The following is a 22,874-nucleotide window of genomic DNA, read 5'->3' as shown; positions in this document are numbered from 1 at the left end:
CATCGCTATATTATGAACTTACAATATTTAAAAGCCTTCTATGTAACAGTAAGGTTAAACAGCATTTCAAAAGCTGCTAAAGAACTTCATCTAACCCAACCTGGCTTAAGCATGCAAATACAATCTTTAGAAAAAGATTTAGAAGTGACATTACTAACTAGAAGTAATAGAGGAGTAGAATTAACAGAAGCAGGAACGGTTGTTTTTGACTATGCAAATACTATTCTTTCTATGCAAGATAATATAGAACGGGATTTGAAAAATTTAAAATCTAATAAAAAAGAACTATTAATAGGATCCTGCAAAGCTGTAGGAGAATATGCTTTGCCTTGTAGCATTTATATTTATAAGCAAGACTTTGGAGATGTTGATATTAACTTTGAGATAAGTAATACCAATGATGTTATTAAAAATTTATTAGATCGTACTATTAATATTGGTATTATACATGGAAATGTAAATGCAGCAAATATTAAGACCGAAAAAATCACTTCGGATCGCCTACTACTTGTAACTTCATTACCTCTTATGAAGGATACTATTACTTTAGATGAATTCAAAAAACTTCCATTAATTTTTAGAGAAAGCGGCTCAGGAACCCATCAGACTATTAAAAATGCTTTAGTTCCACACGGTATTAAAATTGAAGATCTAAATATAATATATGAATTAAACTCAATGGAGGCAATTAAAACCTCTGTTTTGTCAGGAAAAGGAATATCCTTTATTCCAGAGCTATCAATAAAGCGTGAGTTAAGAGACGGTCATTTAAAAGAAATTAGCATAGAAAGTTTAGATATATTTAGTGAGTTTTTTATTGCATATAGAGAAGATCATAATTTAACTATTCATGAAAAGGAATTTATTAAATTTATAAAATCGTCTAAAAGAGGTTTTTGCTAGAATTGCTTTGTTTAAAGTAGCTATCTAAATATTTAGATAGCTACTTTAATTATCATAAAATATATTTAAATAGTATTTTACTTCCAACCCATGCACCTACAAACATAAATGCTCCAAAAACCCAACCATGGACTGAAAAAGATGGTATAGCACTAAAATATGCGCCTACATTACACCCGAAGCTTAACCTAGATCCATAACCCATAAGAATACCACCTATAAGAGCTACTACTAATTGTTTTTTATTTTTTATTTTTTTAAACTTAAACTCGGATACAAATAATACAGATAGTAACGATCCTAAAATAATAGCAACAGCCATAACTATTAACCTGTTATTTAAATACGTATCTTCAGGTTTTAATTGATTAGTATAAACATTAAAATAATACCAATCATTAGTATTTATACCTATCCTATCTAAAATTGCCGAACCAATATATAAAAATGATGTACTAATTTTCCATGCCGATCCAGTGGTAAATAATAAAAGTATATTTAAAAGTGCTAAAATGATTCCTCCTACCCAGTAAGGCCAAGGCTTCTTAAATAGTTTATCTTTTAAATTCAATCTAATCCCTCCTACTATTTAGCCTTTTCAATATAAATTTCCCATTCTCCTTCGCCAATCTCAATATAATCAATATAATGTCCTTGTTTTTTAGTCCATTCAACCACATTGGTAATAGAGCAGTTATGGTCTGTTTGCATAATCAATAGATCTCCTACTTTCATAGTATTTAATTGCTTTAGTGCTTTTAACAATGGAATAGGACATGCTTCAAACATACAATCTAATTTATATTCTGCCATAAAAATCCCTCCTATAAATCTGCCATAATATTATTTTGCTTGTCATACCAGTTAGCTAACCAATATAGCATAGTTAAAACTGCTATTTGAATTATAAGTGCTGGTATAAATCCTATATGTTTAGGTATATATATCGTTTTTGATGATGAAATAAATAGTTTGTCCCAAAATTCAAAATGGCTACCTCCTAATGTAGCTCCTATAACAAATCCTATTAGAACAACTACTTGCATAATATAGCCTTCACCAATTCTAATTAATGTTCCAGATGCACAACCCCCAGCTATAACCATGCCTATTCCAAATAAAATGGCACCCAGTATTGTATGAAAACCTACAGGATAAATTTGTCCTGGTACCTCAGTTATAGAATAATTTTGCACATTACCAATTGTTATATATTGAAATATACTAAATCCTATTGTAGATATCATTAATCCAATAATTACGGCTCTAAAGAGTGATGTAGTCCCAACCATAATTGGATCCCGAAAACTTGCTGCAAAACAAAATCTCGATCGTTGCATAGTAATTCCTATTAAAATACCTATAGTCCAAACTATACTATATGTTGTATTTGTATTAAAAAAGTAACAGCAAATAATAAAGGAAATAAAAGCAACGAAAAAGAAATAAGGCAACTGGCTTTTTTTAGGATGTATTTCCGCTTGTCGCTGACGTTTTAATTCTTCAATTCTGCTGGATGTCATAGATACCCACCTCCTTTGATAAAACAACTCTTCTTTCCTTCTATTATACATAAAAATCAAGAATTTTCATATTAGAAAAAAGAAGCAGTATTCTCTTACATATATATATTACGTTAATTAAAAATTGCCTAGTAAATATTAAAGAGCATGGAATATTGAAATATATTCCATGCTCTTTATTAATAATAGCCCTCCAGTTTTCAAAAGAAAATCTCTATGTTTGAGTTACGGTATTATATTTCTACATGTTTTCCTACATTATTTTCAATTGCTTTTTTATATATTCTATGTGCAGTAACTACGTCAAGTACTGCGGTTCCCACAGTCTTGAACAATGTTATCTCCTGATCATTTTCTCTTCCCTTAACTTCTCCAAGTATAACCTGTCCTAGCTCTCCACTAAAGTTTTGCTCTGATACAACTCCCTTTTCCATAGGTATTATAAAGTCTCCTGCCTCTGCAAGTACTCCATCCTTTGTATCAAAATATATCTTATCTGCATTTTTAACTATTACCTCATCTAGCTCTTGCATTTGAGGAGTATAGGCTCCAACACCATTGACATGGGACCCCTTCTTTACTAGCGTACCATCAAAAACGGGTCTTCTTGAAGTTGTAACCGAAGTTATAATATCTGCATCCTTTATAGCTTCATTTCCATTTTCAACAGCTATTATCTTAGTATTGTATTCAGCTAACTGTTGTTGCATATTATTGGCAAACTCTTTTGCTCTATCATTATTTATATCAATAACTCTAACCTCTTCTAAATTTCTTACACAAACCATAGCTTCAAGCTGAGTCCCTGCTTGTCCACCTGTTCCAAATAATACACCAATCTTAGAATCTTTTCTCGCAAGAATATCAGTAGCAGCTCCTTGAACTGCACCAGTTCTCAATTGGGTTAAGTAAGTTCCATCCATAATAGCGATAACTTCTCCAGTTTTTCCATCTAATAAAATCATTTGAGCTGGTACTGAAGGTTTTCCTATTTCGATATTCTTAGGAAAAACTGAAACTATTTTTATACCGGTGGCATCCAATTCTTCTACATAGGCAGGCATAAACAAGCTCTGTCCTTCCTCCTTGGGAATATCTATGTTTACTCTTAATGGTACTACACTTTTACCATCAGAATATATTCTCAAGGCATCTTTGTCTGCATCAATAGCATCTTTTATAGTAAATACCTTTTTTATATCTTGTTTAGTTAAAATTAACATTTAATCACTCCTGTATAAATCTTATCACAAATATACTATTTATAATAATTATAAGTAATAATATAATTTTTTCCAATACTATTCTCTCCCTATTTAAAATATTTTCTATTAGTTCCTTTGAAAATATATCTTTTTCTTTTTAATTTATAATATAAATTATTTTGCTATAGACATGTATAGTTTAAACAGCATTAAATTTTTATATACTATAGAAAAGAAGCCGTAAAAATACGACTTCTTTTTTATTTAATATTCTTATAACATAAATACCAGTCTATACAACAAAGTCCTTCTTCTCCAGTTTTTCTTTTCAATAATTCATCATAGGTCTGTGGAGCAGGTACGATTACAGGCTGACCTGGCATCCAATCTGCAGGTGTTGCCACCTTTTCCTTATCTGTAGTTTGTAGAGCATCTAGAATACGAATTAGTTCTGGTATATTTCTTCCATTTGTAAGAGGATAAACAAGAATTGCTCTAATTACTTGCTTATCATCAATAAAAAACACATTTCTTACAGTTTGTGTAGTACTTGCATCAGCTGAAAACATACCATAAGTTTTTGCTATTCTTCCATTACTATCTGCTATTACAGGAAAAGGAATTTGTATCCCAGTATTTTGATAAATATTATAGACCCAAGCTAAATGGGATGGGTTACTATCTATGCTTAATCCTAATAATTGTGCATTCCTCTGTACAAAATAACAATTGTGCCTTGCCAAAGCAATAAACTCAGTGGTACACACAGGTGTAAAGTCCCCAGGATGGGAAAAAAGCACTACCCATTTACCTTTTAGATCCGAAAGTGTTATTTGACCGAAGGTGGTTTGAGCTGTAAAGTCTGGAGCCTCCATTCCGATTTTAAGACAATTATATTCATTCATAATATTCACCTCATTTTTTCTTTTATCTATTCATATTATGATATATAAAATTGCCTTGTGAATCCTTTATGATGCCTTGCAAATATAATGTATATTACATATTTCGTTGAGTTTATGCATAGAAGCATATATAATTTATTTAAAATAAAATTAAGCTTGAACAAATCTAGGACCTGCACAGTTTTTATCTTACTCTCGTTGTAGTTAATATCCTAGAAGTGTTAGTTATCGAATATTATTTTTATTTTTTTAAATACTATTATAAGGGTGATTAAATGGAAAAATATTTTTCTATTGGCGAGATATCAAAAATTCATAATATTCCTATCCAAACTCTTCGTTACTACGATAAAATTGGTCTTTTAACTCCTGCATATATTGATAAGTATACCAATTATAGGTATTATTCATTTGAACAGTTTATATATTTAGATACAATTAAATATTTAAGATTTCTTGGTGTTCCTTTAAAGGATATAAAAGAACAATTACAAAGTGGCGAAGTAACTTCATCTATTAAACTTTTAGAGGTACAAAGTAAAGAAATTGATTCAAAAATTGAAAATTTGTTAGATATAAAAAACAAAATAACAAATAAAATAAATAGAATGAAACTTGGAATAGATGCAAATTCAATTGGTAAAATTACTATTAAAACCTTTGAAGAACGCACTATAGCAAAAGTGCAAATAAAAGATATAGATGATAAAATTCAATTTGAAAACTCGCTTAGGGAACTGGGAAGTTTTTTAGAAAATGAAACTGGAGTATTTGATGGAGATATAGGTTTTATATGCTCCTATGAAGCCTTTAAAAACAAGGGATATTTAAATTATAAATACTTAACTTTGCCAATAAATAATGTAATATATAATAAAAATTCAACCTTCTTATCTAAAGTTCCCAGTGGTACTTTTCTTTGTACGATGTACAAAGGTCCATATAATACTAGTTTTCATGCCCATGATAAACTGATGAAATATATAAACGATAACAACATACAGGTTCTTGGAGATATATATGAGTTTTCTATAATAGAACCTTTGTTGGTAACCAAAGAGGATTCCTTTGTTACAGAAATTCAAATACCAATTAAATCCCTTTAAAGTTAAATACTATTGACGATATGTATTAAAGTCTATAATAACTATTGACTCTATAGTTACTATAGACTTTATCATATTTATTATGACGATAAAAGGAGGATAATAATATGGATTCAGTTACAAATATGCCATCATCAGAATTAAATTTAAGAAATGGCAATATCAAAAAAATATTTCTTCATTACGCATTTCCTTCTCTATTTGCAATGCTAGGAAATGCGTTGTATCTAATTGTAGATGGAATATTTATAGGTAGAGGTATAGGTGCCAATGCCCTAGCAGTTGTTACAATGGCAAGTCCAGTTATGGAATTTATACTAGCATTTACAATATTTATATGCATGGGTGCATCTACTATAATCTCAATGAAATTTGCACAAAACAAGGTTGAGGAAGCTAACAACATATTTTCTATTGCATTAGTTTTAATGTTTGGTTTTAGTGTAACCTTAGCAATATTCGGTAACCTGTTTCTTCACCAGTTAGCATTAATGTTAGGTGCAACAGAATTGTTAATAGGTGGTGTAAAGGAATATTTATTTATATTATGCACATTCTCTTTTACCTTGGCTTTAAGCTATGGGCTAAGTGTAATTGTTAGAAATGATGGTAACCCAAGAATTACTATGATTGCTATGGTGATCGGTGCTATTACAAATATTACTCTTGATTATGTGTTTATATATATATTTAAGTGGGGTATAACAGGTGCCGCTGTAGCTACTAGTATTGGACAAATATTTAGTGTATTGATTTTATTAAGTCATTTTATATTAAAAAAGGGGCAATTGAAGCTTGTAAAACCACAGTTTAATTTTAAAATTTTAAAAGACATATCAACAATTGGAGTTTCGGCCTTTATTCAAGAATTATCATTAGGTATTGTGACTTTTACCTTTACAGTAACCACATTAAAATATCTCGGTGAAATTGGAGTTTCAGCCTATGGTATAATAGCTTATGTTGCACTTTTTGTTTTTATGGCCTTCTTAGGAATAGCACAAGGGATTCAACCGATAGTTAGCTATAATCATGGTGCTAATGAGCCTAAAAGAGTAAAGCATGCTTTAAAACTTGGACTAATAACCAACTTATCCTTAGGCATCTTGTTTTTCTTAATATGCTTATTACTACCGGGTCCAATAGCTAAAATTTTTGCTTCATCTGATATTGATCTTATATCTATGACTATAAGACCATTGCAAATATATGCTATAGCCTTTATATTTACAGGAATGAACTTAACTTTTTCAACTTATTTTCTTGCAGTAGAAAAGGTTAAATATTCAAATATTGTTTCACTTTCAAGAAGTGTTATATTAACAGTATTCTTCCTTATGACTTTACCTGTATTTATGGGACCAACAGGTATTTGGTTAAGCATTATATTAAGTGAAGCGATAACTTTATTAGTAGCATTTTCTCTTTATAGAAAAACTAAAACCGCTAAAGTGCAATTGTAATATTAAATTTTACTAAGGAGCATATTAGGTTAATAACCCAATATGCTCCTTATTATTTAAGTCCATCATAATTACAGCAAAACTCAATAAAATTATCTATAAAATCAATTTCTTTTTCATATAGATATACAAAATTAAAATCTCTATACATTCTAAAATTATCTATAGGAACAATTACTATAGTTCCTTTACTTGTTTCTTTTTTTATTGCTTCTTTAGAGATAATTGTGTAACCCACATTAGCTTTAACAAGAGAAACAATTGCGCTAATACTGCCAACTTCCATACATCCACTAATTGTATCTGTGCTATAGCCGTGACTAATTAATTCACCTTCAAATATCTCCCTCGTACCTGAACCAGGCTCTCTAAGCAATAGATTTCCTTTTAAAACTTCATTAAGCTTAACTGATTCTCTCTTTGCGAAATCATGCTTTGATGAAACTGCTAAAACAAGTTCATCTTCTTTAAATTTTTTATACTTAAACTTTATTTTATCAAAGGGCCCTTCTATTAAGGCTAATTCAACCTCTCTATCAACTATCTTTTTTAAAATTATATTAGTATTATTTACTGATAATGCTATGTTTATATTAGGATTATCTTTTTTATAGTCTCCTAAAATAGATGGAATTACATATCCACCAATAGTCATAGTAGCTGCTATGTTATGCCTTTTAATAGTAGGCGCACCATTTCTTAGATTTCGCTCCATCTCTGCTGATATATTTATTATTTCCTTAGCATATTGTAAAAAAAATTCTCCTTCCTCTGTAAGCTTTAATATCCTTCCTTCTTTCTTTATAAATTTTACTTCATAATAATTTTCCAAATATTGAATTTGTTGATAAACCCCTGGTTGAGTTAAATTTAAAATTTCAGCAGCCCTTGTAAAATTTTTAGTTTTAGCTACTGTAATAAAAGTAACAATTCTCGAATCGATCATTTTCTTCACCTTCTATTCTTGTATAATGCTGTTATTTAATTCTTTTTCATTACAATACTCTTTAATTAAACTTATAAAAGTTTCTCCATAGCTATCATATTTTTTTACCCCTACTCCACTTATTGTTAGTAATTCTTCTTTATCCTTAGGAAGATATGAGGCCATTCCCTTTAGGGTCGCATCATGGAAAACCATAAATGGAGCTATGTTCCTTTCCTTTGCTATAGAATATCTTAATTCTTTAAGTTTATTAAATAAATCTTTATCGTAATTATCCTTTGCATCCTTTTTCTGTAATCCTTCTTTTTCATTTCCTACTATTTTTCTCTCAACTAAATGTTTCTTGTGGTAAACCTTTACTTCTCCCTTTAATACTTCACGTGATTTTTCAGTTAGCTTTAAAATAGGAAACTTATCTGCAGTTATGTGGATATACCCCTTCGATACAAGGGTCATTGTAATCTCTCTAACTGCAATTTCACTGTAGTCTGTCATTATTCCATAGGTAGAAACTTTATCCAGCCCAAATTCTATTAATCTTTTATTCTTTGAACCTCTTAAAACTTGAATAATAGTTGTTAGTCCATATCTCTGATTAGTTCTGTAAATACAAGATAAAATTTTTTGTGATTCTTCTGTAATGTCCATCATTTCAGATTGATCTAAACAATTTCCACAATTATTACATTTGCTGTTTTCTATTTCTTCTCCGAAATAACTTAATATGCTATTTCTCAGACAATCATTTGTATGACAATAACCAACTAGATATTGTAGATTCTTATATATCAATTCTTCACGTTCATTGGATAGATTTTCATTCTGTATTATAAGTTTTTGCTTCACAACATCAGAGGGTGAATATAACAAAGTACAATTACTTTTCTCTCCATCTCTTCCAGCCCTACCAGCTTCTTGATAATATGCCTCCATATTTTTAGGCATATTATAATGAACAACAAACCTTACATCTGGCTTATCTATTCCCATGCCAAAGGCATTAGTTGCTACAATTATCCTAGTTCGATTAAATATGAAATCATCTTGATTTTGTTGCCGCTCCTCAGAGTCCATCCCTCCATGGTATCCAATAGCAGAAAAACCTTTATCATTTAATTTTTTCACTAGAGACTCTACTGTTTTCCTTGTAGCACAATATATTATTCCAGTATCTTCTTGAAAGTTAGAATTTAGATAATCAACTAAATAAGAAAATTTATTACTAGTTTTTACAACCTCATAAAACAAGTTTGGTCTATCAAAACCTATTATTGATTCTACTGGATTATTTAAATTAATTAGATGCTTTATTTCATGTACTATTTCTTTTGTAGCAGTTGCAGTAAATGCTCCTACTACAGGTCTAGTCTTTAATGAGTCAATAAATTTAGGTATTTCAAGGTAACTAGGTCTAAAATCATGTCCCCATTGACTTATACAATGGGCCTCATCTATTGCTACAAATGAAATCTTTATGTCTTTAATTAAATCTTTAAAATAACTTGTATTTAGTCGTTCTGGAGCAACATATAATATTTTATATCTGTTCTCTCTTATCTCATTAATTCTTGTAATAAGCTCATTTTGTTCCATTGTACTATTAATATAAGTTCCTGCTATACCCATTTCCTTTAATGAATCCACCTGATCTTTCATAAGGGCTATTAGTGGTGAAATTACTATTGTTATTCCTTCTAAGATTATGGCAGGTAACTGATAGCAAAGTGATTTCCCTCCACCAGTAGGCATTATACCTAAAGCATCCTTACCATTAATTATACTCTCAACTAATTTTTCTTGGCCTATTCTAAATTTTTCATATCCAAAATAGGTTTTTAGTACATTGTAAACATCCATCTTTTTTCTCCTTTTAAAGTTACTTATTACTTTTTTAGTTAAGTAAGGTCTTCTCGTTTACTCAATTATATCATCTAACAGAACTTCTTTTCCATTTTAAAATTACATCATAATTTTTTCGCACCGATATACCTCTATATCTGATTCTAATATAAGTAGAAAATGCCAAATTAAGTTATACAACTCAATATGGCATTAAGCTTCATTATTATAATAAGTATAAGGATTTCAAATTTAAATACTTTACCAACCATACTAAGACTTAAGTTCCACTACGTTGTTTTTCTATAATACTCCATAAAATACTGTTCCTAACACTCCAGATAATACAATTACAAGTATTGGATGAAGCTTTGACTTTAAACTTACTAGTAAAATAATGACACCTATTATTATGGACTTAAAATCCAAATATGATTTACTTGCCAATGAAATAAAAGCACTTATTATAAGTCCGATTAAGGCTGGTCTCATACCCATTAATGCATTTTTTAATATCTTAGAGTTTTTAAATTTTAATATATAATGTGTTGCTATAGAAACCAAAATAAAAGAAAATGATACTACACCCACAGTTGCAAATACACTACCTAGAAAACCACCAATTCTATACCCAACGAATGTTGCTGTATTAATTGATATTGGCCCAGGTGTCATTTGTGAAATACCTATAATATCTAAAAATTCGGATGAAGTTAACCATGGATTTGTTATTACAACTTCCCTCTCTATTAAAGGTAGCATCGCATATCCTCCACCGTATCCGAAAATTCCAATCTTAAAAAAACTAAGAAATAAATTAATTAGCATTTTCAATTTTCTCTACCTGCCTTTCCAAAGAAGCTTCATTATCTTTTTCTGCTTGTTTTTCTGAAAAAAAGATTCCATAAAGAGCAGATAAGAAAATCATTATAACTGGATGAATATCAAATACTACAATAGATATTACACAAATTACGGTTATCATAATATTTACTGTGTTCTTTTTTACAGATTTAGATAAGCTTTTTACCGCTAACAATACTAAAACTGGTACTGCCCCTGTAATACCTTTAAATACATTATCTACAGCAGGATTATCCCTAAAATGAGCAAAGGAAATAGCTATTGTAAGTATTATTAGAAATGATGGTATTATTACACCTAAAAGTGCTATTATTGCTCCTACAACCCCACCTAGCTTATATCCAATAAACAAAGAGGAGTTAACTGGAAGGGCTCCTGGAAAACTTTGAGATATTACAAGAATATCTGTAAATTCTTCTTTAGAAATCCATTTTTTTGTTTCAACTACTTCCTTTTCTATTAATGGTATCATTGCATACCCTCCACCAAAGGTAAAGGCACCGATCTTAAAAAAACTAAAAAACATTGTTAATAACTCTTTCATTAAAATCCCTCCGATGATTATTACTATAATGTGACTAATGAAACTGATTAGATAAATACTTTGTTATGCTTCAATGAAGTTGTCTATTACCTAATAAGTATTTTCTTTTCAACTAAATTGTAACACATAAGTACTATAACGAAAAATTATGTTTAATTATATTTCTATAATTTTAAATTATAGTTAATTGTTTAATTAACTCCTTAAACTATAAATAAAAATATAGAATTCTTCACATATTGCCAAGGATTCTATTTTATAAATAATTTTACTAATAGTTAAAATTATTTAACTATGGGTTATACAGCATAAAACAATAGAATTCCTACTAATGCAGATAAAACTATTAAGACAATAGGATGAATCTTATATTTTTTCAATAATATTAAGGCTATTACAAATATTATTGCACCTTTTATATTTATAAAAATTTTAGGATTCATCAGTATGCTAGGTAGTGTTTTTATAGTGACGCTTTTATTAAAAAATGTTAGAAATAACCTTATATATAAACCATAGTTATCCTCCTTCCAAGAAAAATTAGTCAACATATTAATTTTTCTTGGAAATTTCGACTATGCCTCACAAAACCATCATAAATGCAGCATTAATTTCAATAAAAAAGAGCCACAACTAATATAGTGTGACTCAATCAACTTCTTAATGTAGCCTTCATTCTATTTTCATTTAATATAATATTAATTGCATCTTCTATAGATTTAACTACTATATCAGAATTAGCTAAAAGTTTACCACTGCACCCCTCTTCTCCAACAATAGCTATGGATATACCACATATTTTAAACATTTCTATATCATTAAAACCATTTCCAATACAAATAGTATTTTTACAGCCAAGCTCCTCTACTATTTCTTTTTTAAAATAACTGGCATTTTCCTTTGGAAAGGTCTTTATATTTATTCCTAGCTTACAGCATTCTGCTTCAACAGTTCCATAGGTATCGGCAGTAAGTACATATACTTTTGCCAGGTCTTTGAGTTTAATTAAAAAATTTTTAACTTCATCTAACAATTTTCCATCAACAGCTATAGTTCCATTATAGTCAAAAACTATATTTTCTATTTTTATTTTTCCCATACCTGGGATATCATATATTAGCATAGTACACCTCCTATTATTAACCATATATCCCTTCTATATATTCCTTAGTTCTTTTATCCTTAGGATTATTAAACACTTCATTTGTCTCGCCATACTCAACAATTTCTCCATCCAGTATAAAGGCTGTATAGTCCGAAATTCTTTTTGCCTGTGAAAGGTTATGGGTAACTATTACTATAGTATAATTATCTAATAAATTTACTAACATATCCTCTATATTAGCAGTATTCTTTACATCTAAGGCTGAACAAGGCTCATCCATTAATAATATATCCGGCTCTACTGTAAGAGCTCTTGCAATACATAACCTTTGTTGTTGCCCACCAGAAAGCTTTAATGCAGATATTTTAAGATTATCCTTTACTTCATGATAAAGTCCTGAAATCTTTAATTTATCATCAACTATCTGATTTAATATTTTTTTATTCCTTACTCCGTAATATAATGGGGCATAGGTAAGATTTTTATATATTGACATGGGAAATGGGCTAGGTTTTTGAAAAACTATCCCTATTCTTTTTCTTAGTTCATCCTTAGGATAATTTAAAATATCCTTATCATCAAAAAAAACTTTACCCTCAATTGCGCCACCATTCTCCTCCAGCATTCTATTTAAAACTGCTAGTAAAGTTGATTTCCCACAACCAGATGGCCCAATAATAGCAGTTATTTTATTCTTTGCTATTCTCATATTTATATTATTTAAAACCTTTTTATCTCCATAATATGCACTTAAATTTGCTAATTCAATAATATTCATCTATCTAACTCCTTTTCGTATAAAAGTTAGGGCTATTGAAATTATATTTATTATAAAAAGTAGTCCTATAAGTACTAAAGTCGTTGCATAGGATTTTTCAAGAGAAATACCTTCTCCAGTAAGTATATATAAATGAAAAGGCAGTGCCATTACAGGCGATGATAAGGATTTAGGTATTGGAGCAAAGATTACTGCCCCAGTAAGTATTATAGGAGCCGCAGCTCCCATTGCAAATCCGCCTGCTAAAGTTATTGCAGAAACTATTTCTGACTTACATATAGGAAGTATTAATTTAAAAAATGTATATGATTTAGACACGCCTAAGGCATAGGATGAGTTAATTATAGAGCTACTAATTTCCCTGAAAATCTTCTCAACTCTAACTTGTATAAATGGAAAAATCATAATTCCCAAAGTTAACCCAGCGGATAAAAGAGATCTTCCTAATTTTAAATTAATTACTAAAAGCGTATACCCAAAAAGACCTAAAACTATTGAAGGTACACCGGCCATGCACTGAACTATAACATGAACTATGTTTTCGATTTTGATGGATTTACAATAATAAACTACATATATAGATGTTGAAATTGCCAACAAAGATGCAAATATACAAGCAATAATCATTAAAAATAAGCTACCTACAATTGCAGGGAAAATTCCTCCTTCCGAGCCTAAGGGTATTCCCTTAGGACTGCCAAATATAAATTCAACATTTACAGATTTAAACCCATTTTTAATTATATATGCAAATATAAATAAGGTTGAAAAAAACACTATTACTCCACTTAATGTAATCCATATTTTAAACAATGCATTTTTTATATTTTCCAACATAATATCATCCTCTTTTATTCTATATACCAATTCCCTTTTTAATATAATAAAGAATTATATTAATAATTAAAAGCATAATCATAAGTACTAGACCTGAAGCGAATAGAGCATGGTAATGTAAGCTTCCTACTTCTGCCATACCCATTTCAAGAGCAATTAAAGAAGGTATAGTTTGGGCTTTTCCAAAAATTTTTGGAGCAATAGGTGCATTCCCTATTACCATCATAACTGCCATTGTCTCTCCCATAGCTCTGCCTAGAGCTAAAATAGTAGCAGCTATTATACTCTTTCTACTTTCTGGAACTACAATTTTTCTTACCATATATGTTTTAGATATACCTAAAGCCTTTGAAGAGAAGGAATATTCTTCATATACCTTATCCATAGTCTCCTGACAAGTAGATATTATGTAAGGTAAAACCATAGCTGATAAAAGTATACCCCCAGCCAATACAGATTCTCCTGTAGAAAAGTCCAAAATATTTTCAAAAAATTTAACTATTACTAAAAGACCTATAAAACCATATACTACAGATGGTATCCCCCCTAAAATATCAATTATTCCTCTTATAATAATTTTCCATTTACCCTTTGTATATGTGGATAACAAAATTCCACTACCTACACCTATCGGTAATGCTATAATAATTGCAACAACTGATACATATAATGTCCCTAATATTATATTAAAAATGGATAGATTATTAGGCGATTTAAGGGGATTCCATCGTCTTCCCGTTATAAAATTTAGTACAGGTACTTCCTTAAAAAACACTACGCTCTCTTTAAATATAAATAATACTATAAATGCTAACAATAATAATGAGAACAATGCTAACAACTTAATAACTACTCCAAAGACTTTATCTAGCCATTTATACATATATACCACCTCAAAAAAATTCAGAGGATATTATCCCCTGAATTTATTTCACAGGCACATAGCCCATTTTTTCAATAATCGCAGATCCTTTTTCAGATGTAAGTACATCCATAAATGCTTGTTGCTCAGGTGTTAACTCTCCTTTTTTAACAGCTATAAGAGGTCTAGATATTTTATATGATCCACTTACTATATTTTCTTTAGTAGCTTCAACTCCATCAACCTTTAACGGAATAAGCTTTCCTATATTTTGATTAACCATGCCAAAGGAAGCATATCCTATGGCGTCTTTATTTTCTATTACTTTTGTAACTAAAGCTCCCATAGATGGTGCCTGGATAGCATCTTCTCTAACTTCTGTATCTCCCATTACACTTTTTTGAAATACCTCATGGGCTCCACCACCTAGGTCCCTTATAACTACTACAATTTCTCTATGTGGTAAACTACTTTCAACTTCATCCCAATACTTATATTCTCCAGAGAATATTTTCTTAACTTCTTCTGTAGATAAGTCATCTTTTATCTTAAGTAAAGGATTTTCAGGATTAATTGATACTGTTAAAGCATCTATTCCCAGTTTAAATTCTTTTGGGTCCCCAATTTTTTGGTTTTCTTCGTCTTTTATTTCCCTTGCTAACATACCAAAGTCACTGGTTCCTTCTAAGACCGCTTTAACACCAGCACCTGAACCTCCTGCAGAAACATAAATAGAAATATTTTCTGCTGGAAAACTTGGATCCACCTTATCCCAAGTAGTGTATTCTTCAATAAAATCAGTTGCAATAGCTGATATTACAGGGGCTAGAGTTGATGACCCATTAAATGTCATTTGAGCGCTAAAAGTATTAGCACTTTCATTAACTATTTCTTTATTTACAGTTTGTTCTCCAGTTGTACCGGACGGAGTTTCCTTAGTACATCCAGTTAATATTATAGAAAAAATTATTAATACTGATAAAAAAATACCTAAAGATTTTTTCATTACAATTCCCTCCTGAAAAATTTATCTATGTCTACAAAAGAATTGTAATACTTTTGTTAAATTTATACCAATAGATAATATCTATAACAATTTTAGTAATCATAGGAAATAACTATAAGTAAAACACATCTATTAAATGACTAATCTAATAAACTTAGCTACTAACCTATTCCTCCATATACAGCTCCTAAAATAATAACCGCAGCTGATACCAGTACAAACACGTATTTAGCTAGAGGCTCAAACCATTTACCTAGTGGCTTTTTAGCACCCATATTTATTTCTTTTCTTGCATTCTCTATACCATATATCCAAAAGAAAACTATGGCTGCAATTACAGTTCCGAAGGGAGCTATATAAATAGTAACTAAATCAGAAAATTTGCCAAATAAATCTATATTTAGTGTTAATGGAATAGCTATTATAAAAGATACTATTCCTATAAAAATTACACTTTTTCTTCTATTAAAGTTAGTTTTGTACATAAAAGCTTCTGTGGTTGCTTCCATCATATTTATAGTAGAAGATATGGCAGCAAATATGATACTAACAAAGAATATAGCACCAAATAAATGTCCACCCACCATAGATTTAAATATTGTTGGAACGGTTATAAATAGCAATGTTGGACCAGAAGCTGGATCTAAGCCAAAAGCAAAAGCTGCTGGAATTATAATAAATGCAGCTAATATTGCTGATAAACTATCATAGAATGCAGTGTTAATTGCGGATGATGGTATATCTAGATTTCTATCAATATAGCTACCGTATACTACCATACCTGCTCCATTTAAAGATACAGTAAAAAATGCTTGCCCTAAAGCCATTACCCAAGTTGTAGGGTCTAACAAGTAGGACCATTTAGGTATTAATAAGTATTTAATCCCTTCAGATGCTCCTGGTAGAGTTACTGATCTTATTAGTAAAATTATAAACACTATAAAAAGAGTTGGCATCATAATATTATTAGCTTTTTCTATACCCTTGCTTACCCCAAATGTTAGTATAACAGTTGTTATAGTTACAGCTATTGCAAGCCAAATTATTGTTTGGCTACTTCCTAAAAAGCTATCTAAATAGGTCTCTACATCTATATTTCTAAAGTTACTAACAACACTCATTGAAAAATACTTTAAAACCCATCCAACTACTACATTATAAAATAAGAAAATACCACATACTCCTAGGGTTGGTATTACCGATATAATAGATGATCCAGCAATTTTTTTATCATCTAGTATTTCCTTAATAGCTCCCATAGAACCCTTACCTTTAGATCTACCTAAGGCAAACTCACCCATAAGTCCTGTCGTTCCTAGTATAAACACGAATAAAAAATAAGGTATAAGAAAGGCTGCACCACCATATTTACCCAACCTCCAAGAAAACATCCAGACGTTTCCTAAACCTACTGCCGAGCCTATACATGACAGTATAAAGCTAAACTTACTTGAAAAACTTTCCCTTTCACTAATTTGATTTACTTCCATTTTACTACCTCCTTGTTTTTCAGTTTTATTTATATAAAACAAAAAACCACATAGACCTTCTTTCTACGTGGTTTAAAATTCATAATAAATAAAAAACCACGTAGTGCATATCTACGTGGTTTTTTGAATTGCCAATATACCATCATAGACGCAAACCGTATTTTAAAATACTTTGCTGGTTTGCATCTATGAATTTTTTTCATTTCAGCAAACCTTATCTATAATAGTAATAATAGTTTCTATTTAAATTTATTGTATTTAATATAATAATCATAACAGGATTCCTCCTAACAAATATTAAATCATATTTTATCATAAGTGCTAAATGAATGCAACACATATTTTTTAGCCTAAAGCCACATCCAATATCATCATAACAGTAAATCCTAACATTATTCCTATTGTTGAAATATCTGTATTTGAATCTAGTTGCGATTCTGGTATCAATTCTTCAACAACTACATAAATCATAGCTCCTGCCGCAAAAGATAATGCATAAGGAAGAATAGGTCTCATTGCAACTACTAAAATAGCCCCAAGTACTCCTGATATAGGTTCTACTATGCCTGATGCCTGACCGTAGAAAAAACTTTTAAATCTTGAAAATCCTTCTCTTCTAAGAGGAATAGAAACTGCAGCTCCCTCTGGAAAGTTTTGAATACCGATTCCTATTGCAAGTGCTACTGCACCCGCTAAGGATGCGGAAGGTAAATTAGCTGCCACTGCTCCAAAAGCCACACCTACCGCGAGTCCTTCTGGTATATTATGTAATGTTATAGCCAGTACTAATAATATACTTCTTTGCCAGCTTGTTTTAATGCCTTCAGCTTCTTCTATTGGCTGATTACGATGAAGATGTGGCAAAAGTTTATCTACACCATAAAGAAAAGCTCCTCCTGCCAAAAAACCTATGGCTGCTGGTATCCAAGAAGGTATACCTGCCTCCTCAGCCATCTCTATAGCCGGTGACAATAAGGACCAAAAGCTAGCTGCAATCATAACTCCTGCAGCAAAACCAAGCATTGCATTCAGTACTTTTTTGCTTATATTTTTAAAGAAAAAAACTAATGATGCTCCTAATGCTGTTAATCCCCAAGTAAATAATGTAGCAATAAGTGCTTGAATCGATGGATCAAAGTTATTAAGCCAATCTAACATAAAAATCCCCCAATACTAAAATTAATTTTACATAATTATTAATCTAAGAGCTTAAGTTTAAACCATTTTAAATAAATATAAATCTACACTAAAATCAAGCTATTTTATCAAAGTAAAACTATTATACACAAATAATATAATTCGTCTATCATATATATATTATTCTAAAGTTTAAAATTAGTTACAGTTTTTAACAAATAAAAGGACACCACCTGACAAATTTAACAAGTAGTATCCATATATATTATATTATAGTATTGTTCTAGCTATAGTGTCTAGATTCTTTGGAAATCTTTATATTATTATCCGATAGAGCATTTTTATAGAAAATAGCAAAGCACACCATAGTTGTAGTGGCAGCTAATATATCCGCCACCGGCTCTGCCATTAATACCCCCTTTAGCTTATTTTCCATAAACATAGGAAGTATAAATATAAGTGGTATTAGTAGTACTATTTTTCGAAGTAAAGCTAATAAAACTGATATTTTAGCCTTTTCCAGTGCAAGAAAGGTCTGCTGACATGCTGATTGAGCACCAAACAAGAGAATCCCTGCAAAAAATATCTTTATACTCAATGATGTAATCTCTACTAACTTTGGATCATTGTTAAATATAGATACAAATACTTGTGGAAATACCATAAGTATTGCCCACATTACAGTTGTATAGGTTATACAGCATTTAAACAATAGTTTAAATGTTTGTCTTACTCTATCTAACTGTTTACTTGTAAACTCAAAAGAGAACTCATTTCATCTAAATGAGTTCTCTTTCTGTTAATCTCTATAATTTTTAAAATAAGCAGGTTGCAATATAATTAATAAAACAAGCTAATAATTATTTTTTTGCTGCAGCACTTTCTCCTGCAATTTTACCATATACTGTTATATCCGCCAAAGCATTACCACCTAAACGATTAGCACCATGAATGCCACCTGTAACCTCACCTGCTGCATATAATCCTGGTATTACATTACCGTCCTTATCTAAAACTTGTGCACTTGTATTAATTTCAATTCCACCCATTGTGTGATGGACAGTCGGAACACGTCCGCCTGCATAAAATGGTGGAGTATCAATTTTATCAGCAAATAGGGTTCTTCCAAATTCATCCGCACTACCTTTTTCTACTGACTTATTAAAGTTATCTACAGCCTTAACAAAGTTGGAAGCATCAACACCAATTTTCTCTGCAAGTTCTTCTAGGGTATCTGCTTTAAAAGCTCTATCTTGTGCAATAAGTTCATCAATTGATTCGTTGAAATTATTCTTTGTATCTCCTGTTGGATAAGAATGCTTATCAACAATTACCCACATAAATGAATCTTTTTGCTCCATAAGTGCCTTAGTCATAACGTCTCTTCTTTGACCTTCATCTACAAATCGATTACCGTCTTTGTTTACAAATATTCTATTCTCAACACCTTGTTCAATATTTCCACTAAGACTTCCTGTTTTAGGATCACCCATTGGTAGTAACTGAATATTTTCCATTCCAACTAAATTTCCGCCTATTTTTTCAGCTAAAGTTAAACCATCTCCAGTTGCGCCAGGATGATTTGTTGTTTTAATATTAGTTAGTGAAGGCCAGCTTGTGTTATATTTTTCCCTCATCTCAATATTAGCTCCAAAACCACCTGCTGCAATAACTACACCATTATTTGCATTTATGACTACATCACCATTTAGATCTTCAGCCTTAATCCCCACAACTCTATTTCCATCTACTATAAGTTCAGTTACCTTAGTATCAAGCATTACTTCAATACCATCATTATTATTAATGTAATTTTGATATGTGTCCATAAAACCTGTTCCAAGAGGCTTTACAGGTTTGTGTGCTCTTGGCCATAACCCTCCTAAAACGGTAAATACCTTATCATTAAACTCCATTCCCATACTTTCTAGCCATTCAATTGCAGGATATGCATTTTCTACAAGTGTTCTTATAAGTTCAGGTTTACCCTGTTTATCTCCACCTTCATATGTTTGTGTAAAATGCTTGTCGATAGAATCTTCAATTCCCTGTTTTGATTGTCTTCCTGGGTCTACTGCATTATATGCCGATCCTGATAGAATAGTATTTCCACCAAGCCTTGGCATTTTTTCAACAACTATAACCTTTGCACCATTCTGATGAGCAGATACTGCAGCAGCAAGTCCTGCACCACCTCCACCGATTACGATAACATCGGTTGTATGTTCAACTGTTTCACCAGTATTTTTTTCAATATCTTTTTTTACAGTTAGAGCATCTACGTCTCCACCTGCAAGCTTAATAGCTTCTGTTACAGCTGCTATTATTGCATTACTTGTAACTGTAGCACCTGAAATAACATCAACAGCTAATGTTTGTCCATCTACAATTGCCTTAGGAATTCTTTCTATTGCTGGATCTGATATACCAGGACTTTCTATATGCTCTAAAACTTTAACATCCTTAATTGAACTATCATCAACAATAAGCTCAATTTTTATATCACCATTGTGTCCAGCTGCTAGTGCTGTATAAGTACCAGCATTAAACTTGCTTGCTTCTGTTGAATTTGAAGTTTTAGGCTGACAAGCAACCATGGATAAAATCATAATAATACACAATACCGCACAAATAATTTTTTTAGATCCTGTGATCTTTCTCATTATTTTATTCCTCCATATGTTTGGTTTTTAACTAACAATTATGATTCTAATGCTTTTAATTATTCTAAATTAAGTAATAAATTTAAATCTTTTTAAAACTATTATTTTTATTATCCTACTTCCTATTAATTTTGTAGTTTTCAGCTATCAGGCGCCTTTGAATAGCTGATTCATAATTAAATATTCTTAAAGATAAATCGTTTTCACAGAATGCATTCACCGAACATCTTCATTATACGAAATCGTTAATTAATAGTCAATATTTATTTTGATTTTCTTCCAATTTTACTTTGCTTATGATCTCTGTTATAATTTTTGTGAGATTAATTAAAGGTAGGAGAATTTTAACCATGAAGAAAAAGTTAACAAAACGCCAAATTCAAGCACAAAATACCCATGATAAAATATATAATATTGCTATAGAGCTTATTGAGTCCAAAGGCTTTGAAAATATTACTGTAGCAGAAATATGTGAAGCAGCTAATGTGTCTATAGGATCTTTCTATAATTATTTTAAATCTAAGCACGACATATTGGATAATATATTTAGGTTGGCAGATGACTACTTTTTAAATGTTGTGTCCCATAATTTAAAGGAAGGTAGTTCTCATGAAAAAATAATAAAATTCTTCCACTACTATGGGGATTATAATCTAGATAGAGGAATAGACTTTGTAAAACAGTTATATACAGGAAAAAACAACTTGTTTGCAACAAAAGGTAGACCTATGCAAGCTGTATTACAAGGCATTATAGAAGAAGGACAAAGTACTGGAGAAATTTCTATCAATATGACATCTGAAGAAATCGTAAGGTATTTATTTATTGCAGTTAGAGGTGTTGTTTACGACTGGTGTTTACATGATGGAGAATATGATTTATCAAGTGCTATTGATAATTATGTAATTCTACTAGTTAAAATACTATAAAAATGCACAATGGTAATTAAGAACCAAAAACCGCATAATATGCGGTTTTTTTATAATTTATCAAGTCTGTTTGCTTTTGTTTTTTTACTTTTTCTTTCCTAAAATGAGAGAAATATAATCACTATCTTTTATTATTTCTTCTTTATCTGTTAATATCTTCTCATCATTCCAGGTACAGCGTTTAATATATTTATAATCAAAGTTTTTGTTTTTAAGAGCATTTAATACTTCCTCTTTATTTTTAAAAGTTTTCAAAATACAGATTGAATCCACACTATCTAGTAATTCCTCTTTAAAATCATCACATAATAAGAAACTATCACCTTTTACTGTGAGAGGTTGTTTTGCCCTAGCAGCAGCTGCTACAAAAGATGGTATACCTGATATTATCTCTACTTCCATATTTGTTTTTTCAAGTTCTTCCATTACATATATAAAAGTACTGTATATCATTGGATCTCCAATAGTTAAAAATGCTCCATATTCTCCTTGTGGTATTTCCTTATATATGATTTCCGCTGCCTTTATATAGTCAATTCTTTCTACTTTTCCCATTGGAAAATCTATTAGCACCACTTTTTTATCACCTAAATACTCTTCAACTGTGTCTAATGCAATATTTTTACCCTTATTATTTGGAGCAAATATTACACTTGCTTCTTTTATTACCTTTACTGCCTTTAAAGTTAGGAGCTCTTTGTCTCCTGGCCCAGTTCCTATTCCATATAGTTTCTTCATTATTTCACTCCTTAACCTCTTTTTGACAACT

The 22,874-nt window shown here is 30.5% G+C and carries 22 protein-coding genes and 1 pseudogene; 4 read left to right on the top strand and 19 right to left on the bottom strand.

The window, feature by feature from the left end:
* The first annotated feature begins 12 nt into the window (after nucleotides 1-12).
* A complete protein-coding gene (locus KQI88_RS03805) occupies nucleotides 13-903 on the top strand; it encodes a LysR family transcriptional regulator (RefSeq protein WP_216415006.1) in 891 nt (296 codons plus the stop codon).
* 52 nt (nucleotides 904-955) lie between these two features.
* On the opposite strand, the gene KQI88_RS03800 is transcribed toward KQI88_RS03805, so the two are convergent.
* The 5 genes from KQI88_RS03800 to KQI88_RS03780 all read right to left on the bottom strand — a co-directional run bounded on the left by KQI88_RS03800 (nucleotide 956) and on the right by KQI88_RS03780 (nucleotide 4,536).
* Nucleotides 956-1,474, bottom strand: coding sequence for a YeeE/YedE thiosulfate transporter family protein (locus tag KQI88_RS03800; RefSeq protein ID WP_216415005.1), 519 nt, complete (start codon nucleotides 1,472-1,474; stop codon nucleotides 956-958).
* Nucleotides 1,475-1,488: 14 nt separating this feature from the next.
* Entirely contained in the window at nucleotides 1,489-1,716 is a 228-nt protein-coding gene (locus KQI88_RS03795; RefSeq protein ID WP_216415004.1) for a sulfurtransferase TusA family protein, read from the bottom strand.
* Between the two features lie 11 nt (nucleotides 1,717-1,727).
* A complete protein-coding gene (locus KQI88_RS03790; protein ID WP_216415003.1) occupies nucleotides 1,728-2,426 on the bottom strand; it encodes a YeeE/YedE thiosulfate transporter family protein in 699 nt (232 codons plus the stop codon).
* Nucleotides 2,427-2,659: 233 nt separating this feature from the next.
* Nucleotides 2,660-3,649, bottom strand: coding sequence for an ornithine cyclodeaminase family protein (locus KQI88_RS03785; RefSeq protein WP_216415002.1), 990 nt, complete (start codon nucleotides 3,647-3,649; stop codon nucleotides 2,660-2,662).
* Nucleotides 3,650-3,891: 242 nt separating this feature from the next.
* Nucleotides 3,892-4,536 (bottom strand): peroxiredoxin, encoded by a 645-nt coding sequence (locus KQI88_RS03780; protein WP_216415001.1) that lies wholly within the window; start codon nucleotides 4,534-4,536, stop codon nucleotides 3,892-3,894.
* Between the two features lie 275 nt (nucleotides 4,537-4,811).
* Between KQI88_RS03780 and KQI88_RS03775 the strand changes: the two genes are divergently transcribed.
* Nucleotides 4,812-5,642, top strand: a complete 831-nt coding sequence (locus KQI88_RS03775) for a MerR family transcriptional regulator (RefSeq protein ID WP_216415000.1) — start codon at nucleotides 4,812-4,814, stop codon at nucleotides 5,640-5,642.
* Between the two features lie 107 nt (nucleotides 5,643-5,749).
* Nucleotides 5,750-7,105 carry an MATE family efflux transporter gene (locus KQI88_RS03770; RefSeq protein ID WP_216414999.1) on the top strand — a complete coding sequence of 452 codons (1,356 nt, stop codon included), beginning with the start codon at nucleotides 5,750-5,752 and terminating at the stop codon, nucleotides 7,103-7,105.
* 52 nt (nucleotides 7,106-7,157) lie between these two features.
* On the opposite strand, the gene KQI88_RS03765 is transcribed toward KQI88_RS03770, so the two are convergent.
* The 13 genes and pseudogenes from KQI88_RS03765 to KQI88_RS03705 form a co-directional block, all read right to left on the bottom strand.
* Nucleotides 7,158-8,051 (bottom strand): LysR family transcriptional regulator, encoded by an 894-nt coding sequence (locus KQI88_RS03765; protein WP_216414998.1) that lies wholly within the window; start codon nucleotides 8,049-8,051, stop codon nucleotides 7,158-7,160.
* Nucleotides 8,052-8,063: 12 nt separating this feature from the next.
* A complete protein-coding gene (gene recQ, locus KQI88_RS03760) occupies nucleotides 8,064-9,908 on the bottom strand; it encodes a DNA helicase RecQ (protein WP_216414997.1) in 1,845 nt (614 codons plus the stop codon).
* A 285-nt stretch (nucleotides 9,909-10,193) separates the two neighbouring features.
* Nucleotides 10,194-10,718, bottom strand: a complete 525-nt coding sequence (locus KQI88_RS03755) for a chromate transporter (protein ID WP_330656070.1) — start codon at nucleotides 10,716-10,718, stop codon at nucleotides 10,194-10,196.
* Nucleotides 10,708-11,298 carry a chromate transporter gene (locus KQI88_RS03750; RefSeq protein WP_216414995.1) on the bottom strand — a complete coding sequence of 197 codons (591 nt, stop codon included), beginning with the start codon at nucleotides 11,296-11,298 and terminating at the stop codon, nucleotides 10,708-10,710. The genes KQI88_RS03755 and KQI88_RS03750 overlap by 11 nt, the downstream gene beginning before the upstream one ends.
* A 652-nt stretch (nucleotides 11,299-11,950) precedes the next feature.
* The gene (locus tag KQI88_RS03745; protein ID WP_216414994.1) at nucleotides 11,951-12,421 is read right to left on the bottom strand and encodes an HAD family hydrolase; all 471 of its coding nucleotides are present in this window, start codon (nucleotides 12,419-12,421) and stop codon (nucleotides 11,951-11,953) included.
* 16 nt (nucleotides 12,422-12,437) lie between these two features.
* Nucleotides 12,438-13,181 carry a phosphate ABC transporter ATP-binding protein PstB gene (gene pstB, locus KQI88_RS03740; RefSeq protein WP_216414993.1) on the bottom strand — a complete coding sequence of 248 codons (744 nt, stop codon included), beginning with the start codon at nucleotides 13,179-13,181 and terminating at the stop codon, nucleotides 12,438-12,440.
* Nucleotides 13,182-14,018, bottom strand: coding sequence for a PstA family ABC transporter permease (locus tag KQI88_RS03735; protein ID WP_216414992.1), 837 nt, complete (start codon nucleotides 14,016-14,018; stop codon nucleotides 13,182-13,184).
* 19 nt (nucleotides 14,019-14,037) lie between these two features.
* Nucleotides 14,038-14,901, bottom strand: a complete 864-nt coding sequence (pstC, locus tag KQI88_RS03730) for a phosphate ABC transporter permease subunit PstC (protein ID WP_216414991.1) — start codon at nucleotides 14,899-14,901, stop codon at nucleotides 14,038-14,040.
* Between the two features lie 43 nt (nucleotides 14,902-14,944).
* Nucleotides 14,945-15,886, bottom strand: a complete 942-nt coding sequence (locus tag KQI88_RS03725; protein ID WP_216414990.1) for a phosphate ABC transporter substrate-binding protein — start codon at nucleotides 15,884-15,886, stop codon at nucleotides 14,945-14,947.
* A gap of 161 nt (nucleotides 15,887-16,047) precedes the next feature.
* Nucleotides 16,048-17,376 carry a sodium-dependent transporter gene (locus KQI88_RS03720; RefSeq protein WP_246579100.1) on the bottom strand — a complete coding sequence of 443 codons (1,329 nt, stop codon included), beginning with the start codon at nucleotides 17,374-17,376 and terminating at the stop codon, nucleotides 16,048-16,050.
* Nucleotides 17,377-17,721: 345 nt separating this feature from the next.
* Nucleotides 17,722-18,534: a ZIP family metal transporter gene (locus KQI88_RS03715; protein ID WP_216414989.1), complete on the bottom strand. Its 813-nt coding sequence runs from the start codon at nucleotides 18,532-18,534 to the stop codon at nucleotides 17,722-17,724.
* 262 nt (nucleotides 18,535-18,796) lie between these two features.
* Nucleotides 18,797-19,261: pseudogene (locus tag KQI88_RS03710) on the bottom strand (MATE family efflux transporter); the annotation flags it as partial.
* Between the two features lie 112 nt (nucleotides 19,262-19,373).
* Nucleotides 19,374-21,176, bottom strand: a complete 1,803-nt coding sequence (locus KQI88_RS03705; RefSeq protein ID WP_216414988.1) for a flavocytochrome c — start codon at nucleotides 21,174-21,176, stop codon at nucleotides 19,374-19,376.
* Nucleotides 21,177-21,526: 350 nt separating this feature from the next.
* Between KQI88_RS03705 and KQI88_RS03700 the strand changes: the two genes are divergently transcribed.
* Nucleotides 21,527-22,105, top strand: a complete 579-nt coding sequence (locus tag KQI88_RS03700) for a TetR/AcrR family transcriptional regulator (RefSeq protein ID WP_216414987.1) — start codon at nucleotides 21,527-21,529, stop codon at nucleotides 22,103-22,105.
* An 84-nt stretch (nucleotides 22,106-22,189) separates the two neighbouring features.
* Here the strand turns inward: KQI88_RS03700 and cobI are convergent, their stop codons facing one another.
* On the bottom strand, nucleotides 22,190-22,843 hold the full coding sequence (gene cobI, locus KQI88_RS03695; RefSeq protein WP_216414986.1) for a precorrin-2 C(20)-methyltransferase: 654 nt from the start codon (nucleotides 22,841-22,843) through the stop codon (nucleotides 22,190-22,192).
* Nucleotides 22,844-22,874 lie beyond the last annotated feature (31 nt).

This window comes from Alkaliphilus flagellatus (genome assembly GCF_018919215.1).
GTDB lineage: Bacteria > Bacillota > Clostridia > Peptostreptococcales > Natronincolaceae > Alkaliphilus_B > Alkaliphilus_B flagellatus.
The sequence above is the reverse complement of the archived record's forward strand: the minus strand, read 5'-3'. Positions and strand labels throughout refer to the sequence as shown.

Excerpts from the sequence above, each read along its gene's own strand:
- KQI88_RS03790 (WP_216415003.1), bottom strand. The coding sequence starts at position 2,426 with ATGACATCCAGCAGAATTGAAGAATTAAAACGTCAGCGACAAGCGGAA.
- KQI88_RS03705 (WP_216414988.1), bottom strand. The coding sequence starts at position 21,176 with ATGAGAAAGATCACAGGATCTAAAAAAATTATTTGTGCGGTATTGTGT.
- KQI88_RS03700 (WP_216414987.1), top strand. The coding sequence starts at position 21,527 with ATGAAGAAAAAGTTAACAAAACGCCAAATTCAAGCACAAAATACCCAT.
- KQI88_RS03725 (WP_216414990.1), bottom strand. The coding sequence starts at position 15,886 with ATGAAAAAATCTTTAGGTATTTTTTTATCAGTATTAATAATTTTTTCT.
- KQI88_RS03735 (WP_216414992.1), bottom strand. The coding sequence starts at position 14,018 with ATGTTGGAAAATATAAAAAATGCATTGTTTAAAATATGGATTACATTA.
- KQI88_RS03785 (WP_216415002.1), bottom strand. The coding sequence starts at position 3,649 with ATGTTAATTTTAACTAAACAAGATATAAAAAAGGTATTTACTATAAAA.
- KQI88_RS03775 (WP_216415000.1), top strand. The coding sequence starts at position 4,812 with ATGGAAAAATATTTTTCTATTGGCGAGATATCAAAAATTCATAATATT.
- KQI88_RS03770 (WP_216414999.1), top strand. The coding sequence starts at position 5,750 with ATGGATTCAGTTACAAATATGCCATCATCAGAATTAAATTTAAGAAAT.
- KQI88_RS03715 (WP_216414989.1), bottom strand. The coding sequence starts at position 18,534 with ATGTTAGATTGGCTTAATAACTTTGATCCATCGATTCAAGCACTTATT.
- recQ (WP_216414997.1), bottom strand. The coding sequence starts at position 9,908 with ATGGATGTTTACAATGTACTAAAAACCTATTTTGGATATGAAAAATTT.
- KQI88_RS03750 (WP_216414995.1), bottom strand. The coding sequence starts at position 11,298 with ATGAAAGAGTTATTAACAATGTTTTTTAGTTTTTTTAAGATCGGTGCC.
- cobI (WP_216414986.1), bottom strand. The coding sequence starts at position 22,843 with ATGAAGAAACTATATGGAATAGGAACTGGGCCAGGAGACAAAGAGCTC.
- pstC (WP_216414991.1), bottom strand. The coding sequence starts at position 14,901 with ATGTATAAATGGCTAGATAAAGTCTTTGGAGTAGTTATTAAGTTGTTA.
- KQI88_RS03755 (WP_330656070.1), bottom strand. The coding sequence starts at position 10,718 with ATGCTAATTAATTTATTTCTTAGTTTTTTTAAGATTGGAATTTTCGGA.
- KQI88_RS03805 (WP_216415006.1), top strand. The coding sequence starts at position 13 with ATGAACTTACAATATTTAAAAGCCTTCTATGTAACAGTAAGGTTAAAC.
- KQI88_RS03780 (WP_216415001.1), bottom strand. The coding sequence starts at position 4,536 with ATGAATGAATATAATTGTCTTAAAATCGGAATGGAGGCTCCAGACTTT.
- KQI88_RS03720 (WP_246579100.1), bottom strand. The coding sequence starts at position 17,376 with ATGGAAGTAAATCAAATTAGTGAAAGGGAAAGTTTTTCAAGTAAGTTT.
- KQI88_RS03765 (WP_216414998.1), bottom strand. The coding sequence starts at position 8,051 with ATGATCGATTCGAGAATTGTTACTTTTATTACAGTAGCTAAAACTAAA.
- KQI88_RS03795 (WP_216415004.1), bottom strand. The coding sequence starts at position 1,716 with ATGGCAGAATATAAATTAGATTGTATGTTTGAAGCATGTCCTATTCCA.
- KQI88_RS03745 (WP_216414994.1), bottom strand. The coding sequence starts at position 12,421 with ATGCTAATATATGATATCCCAGGTATGGGAAAAATAAAAATAGAAAAT.
- pstB (WP_216414993.1), bottom strand. The coding sequence starts at position 13,181 with ATGAATATTATTGAATTAGCAAATTTAAGTGCATATTATGGAGATAAA.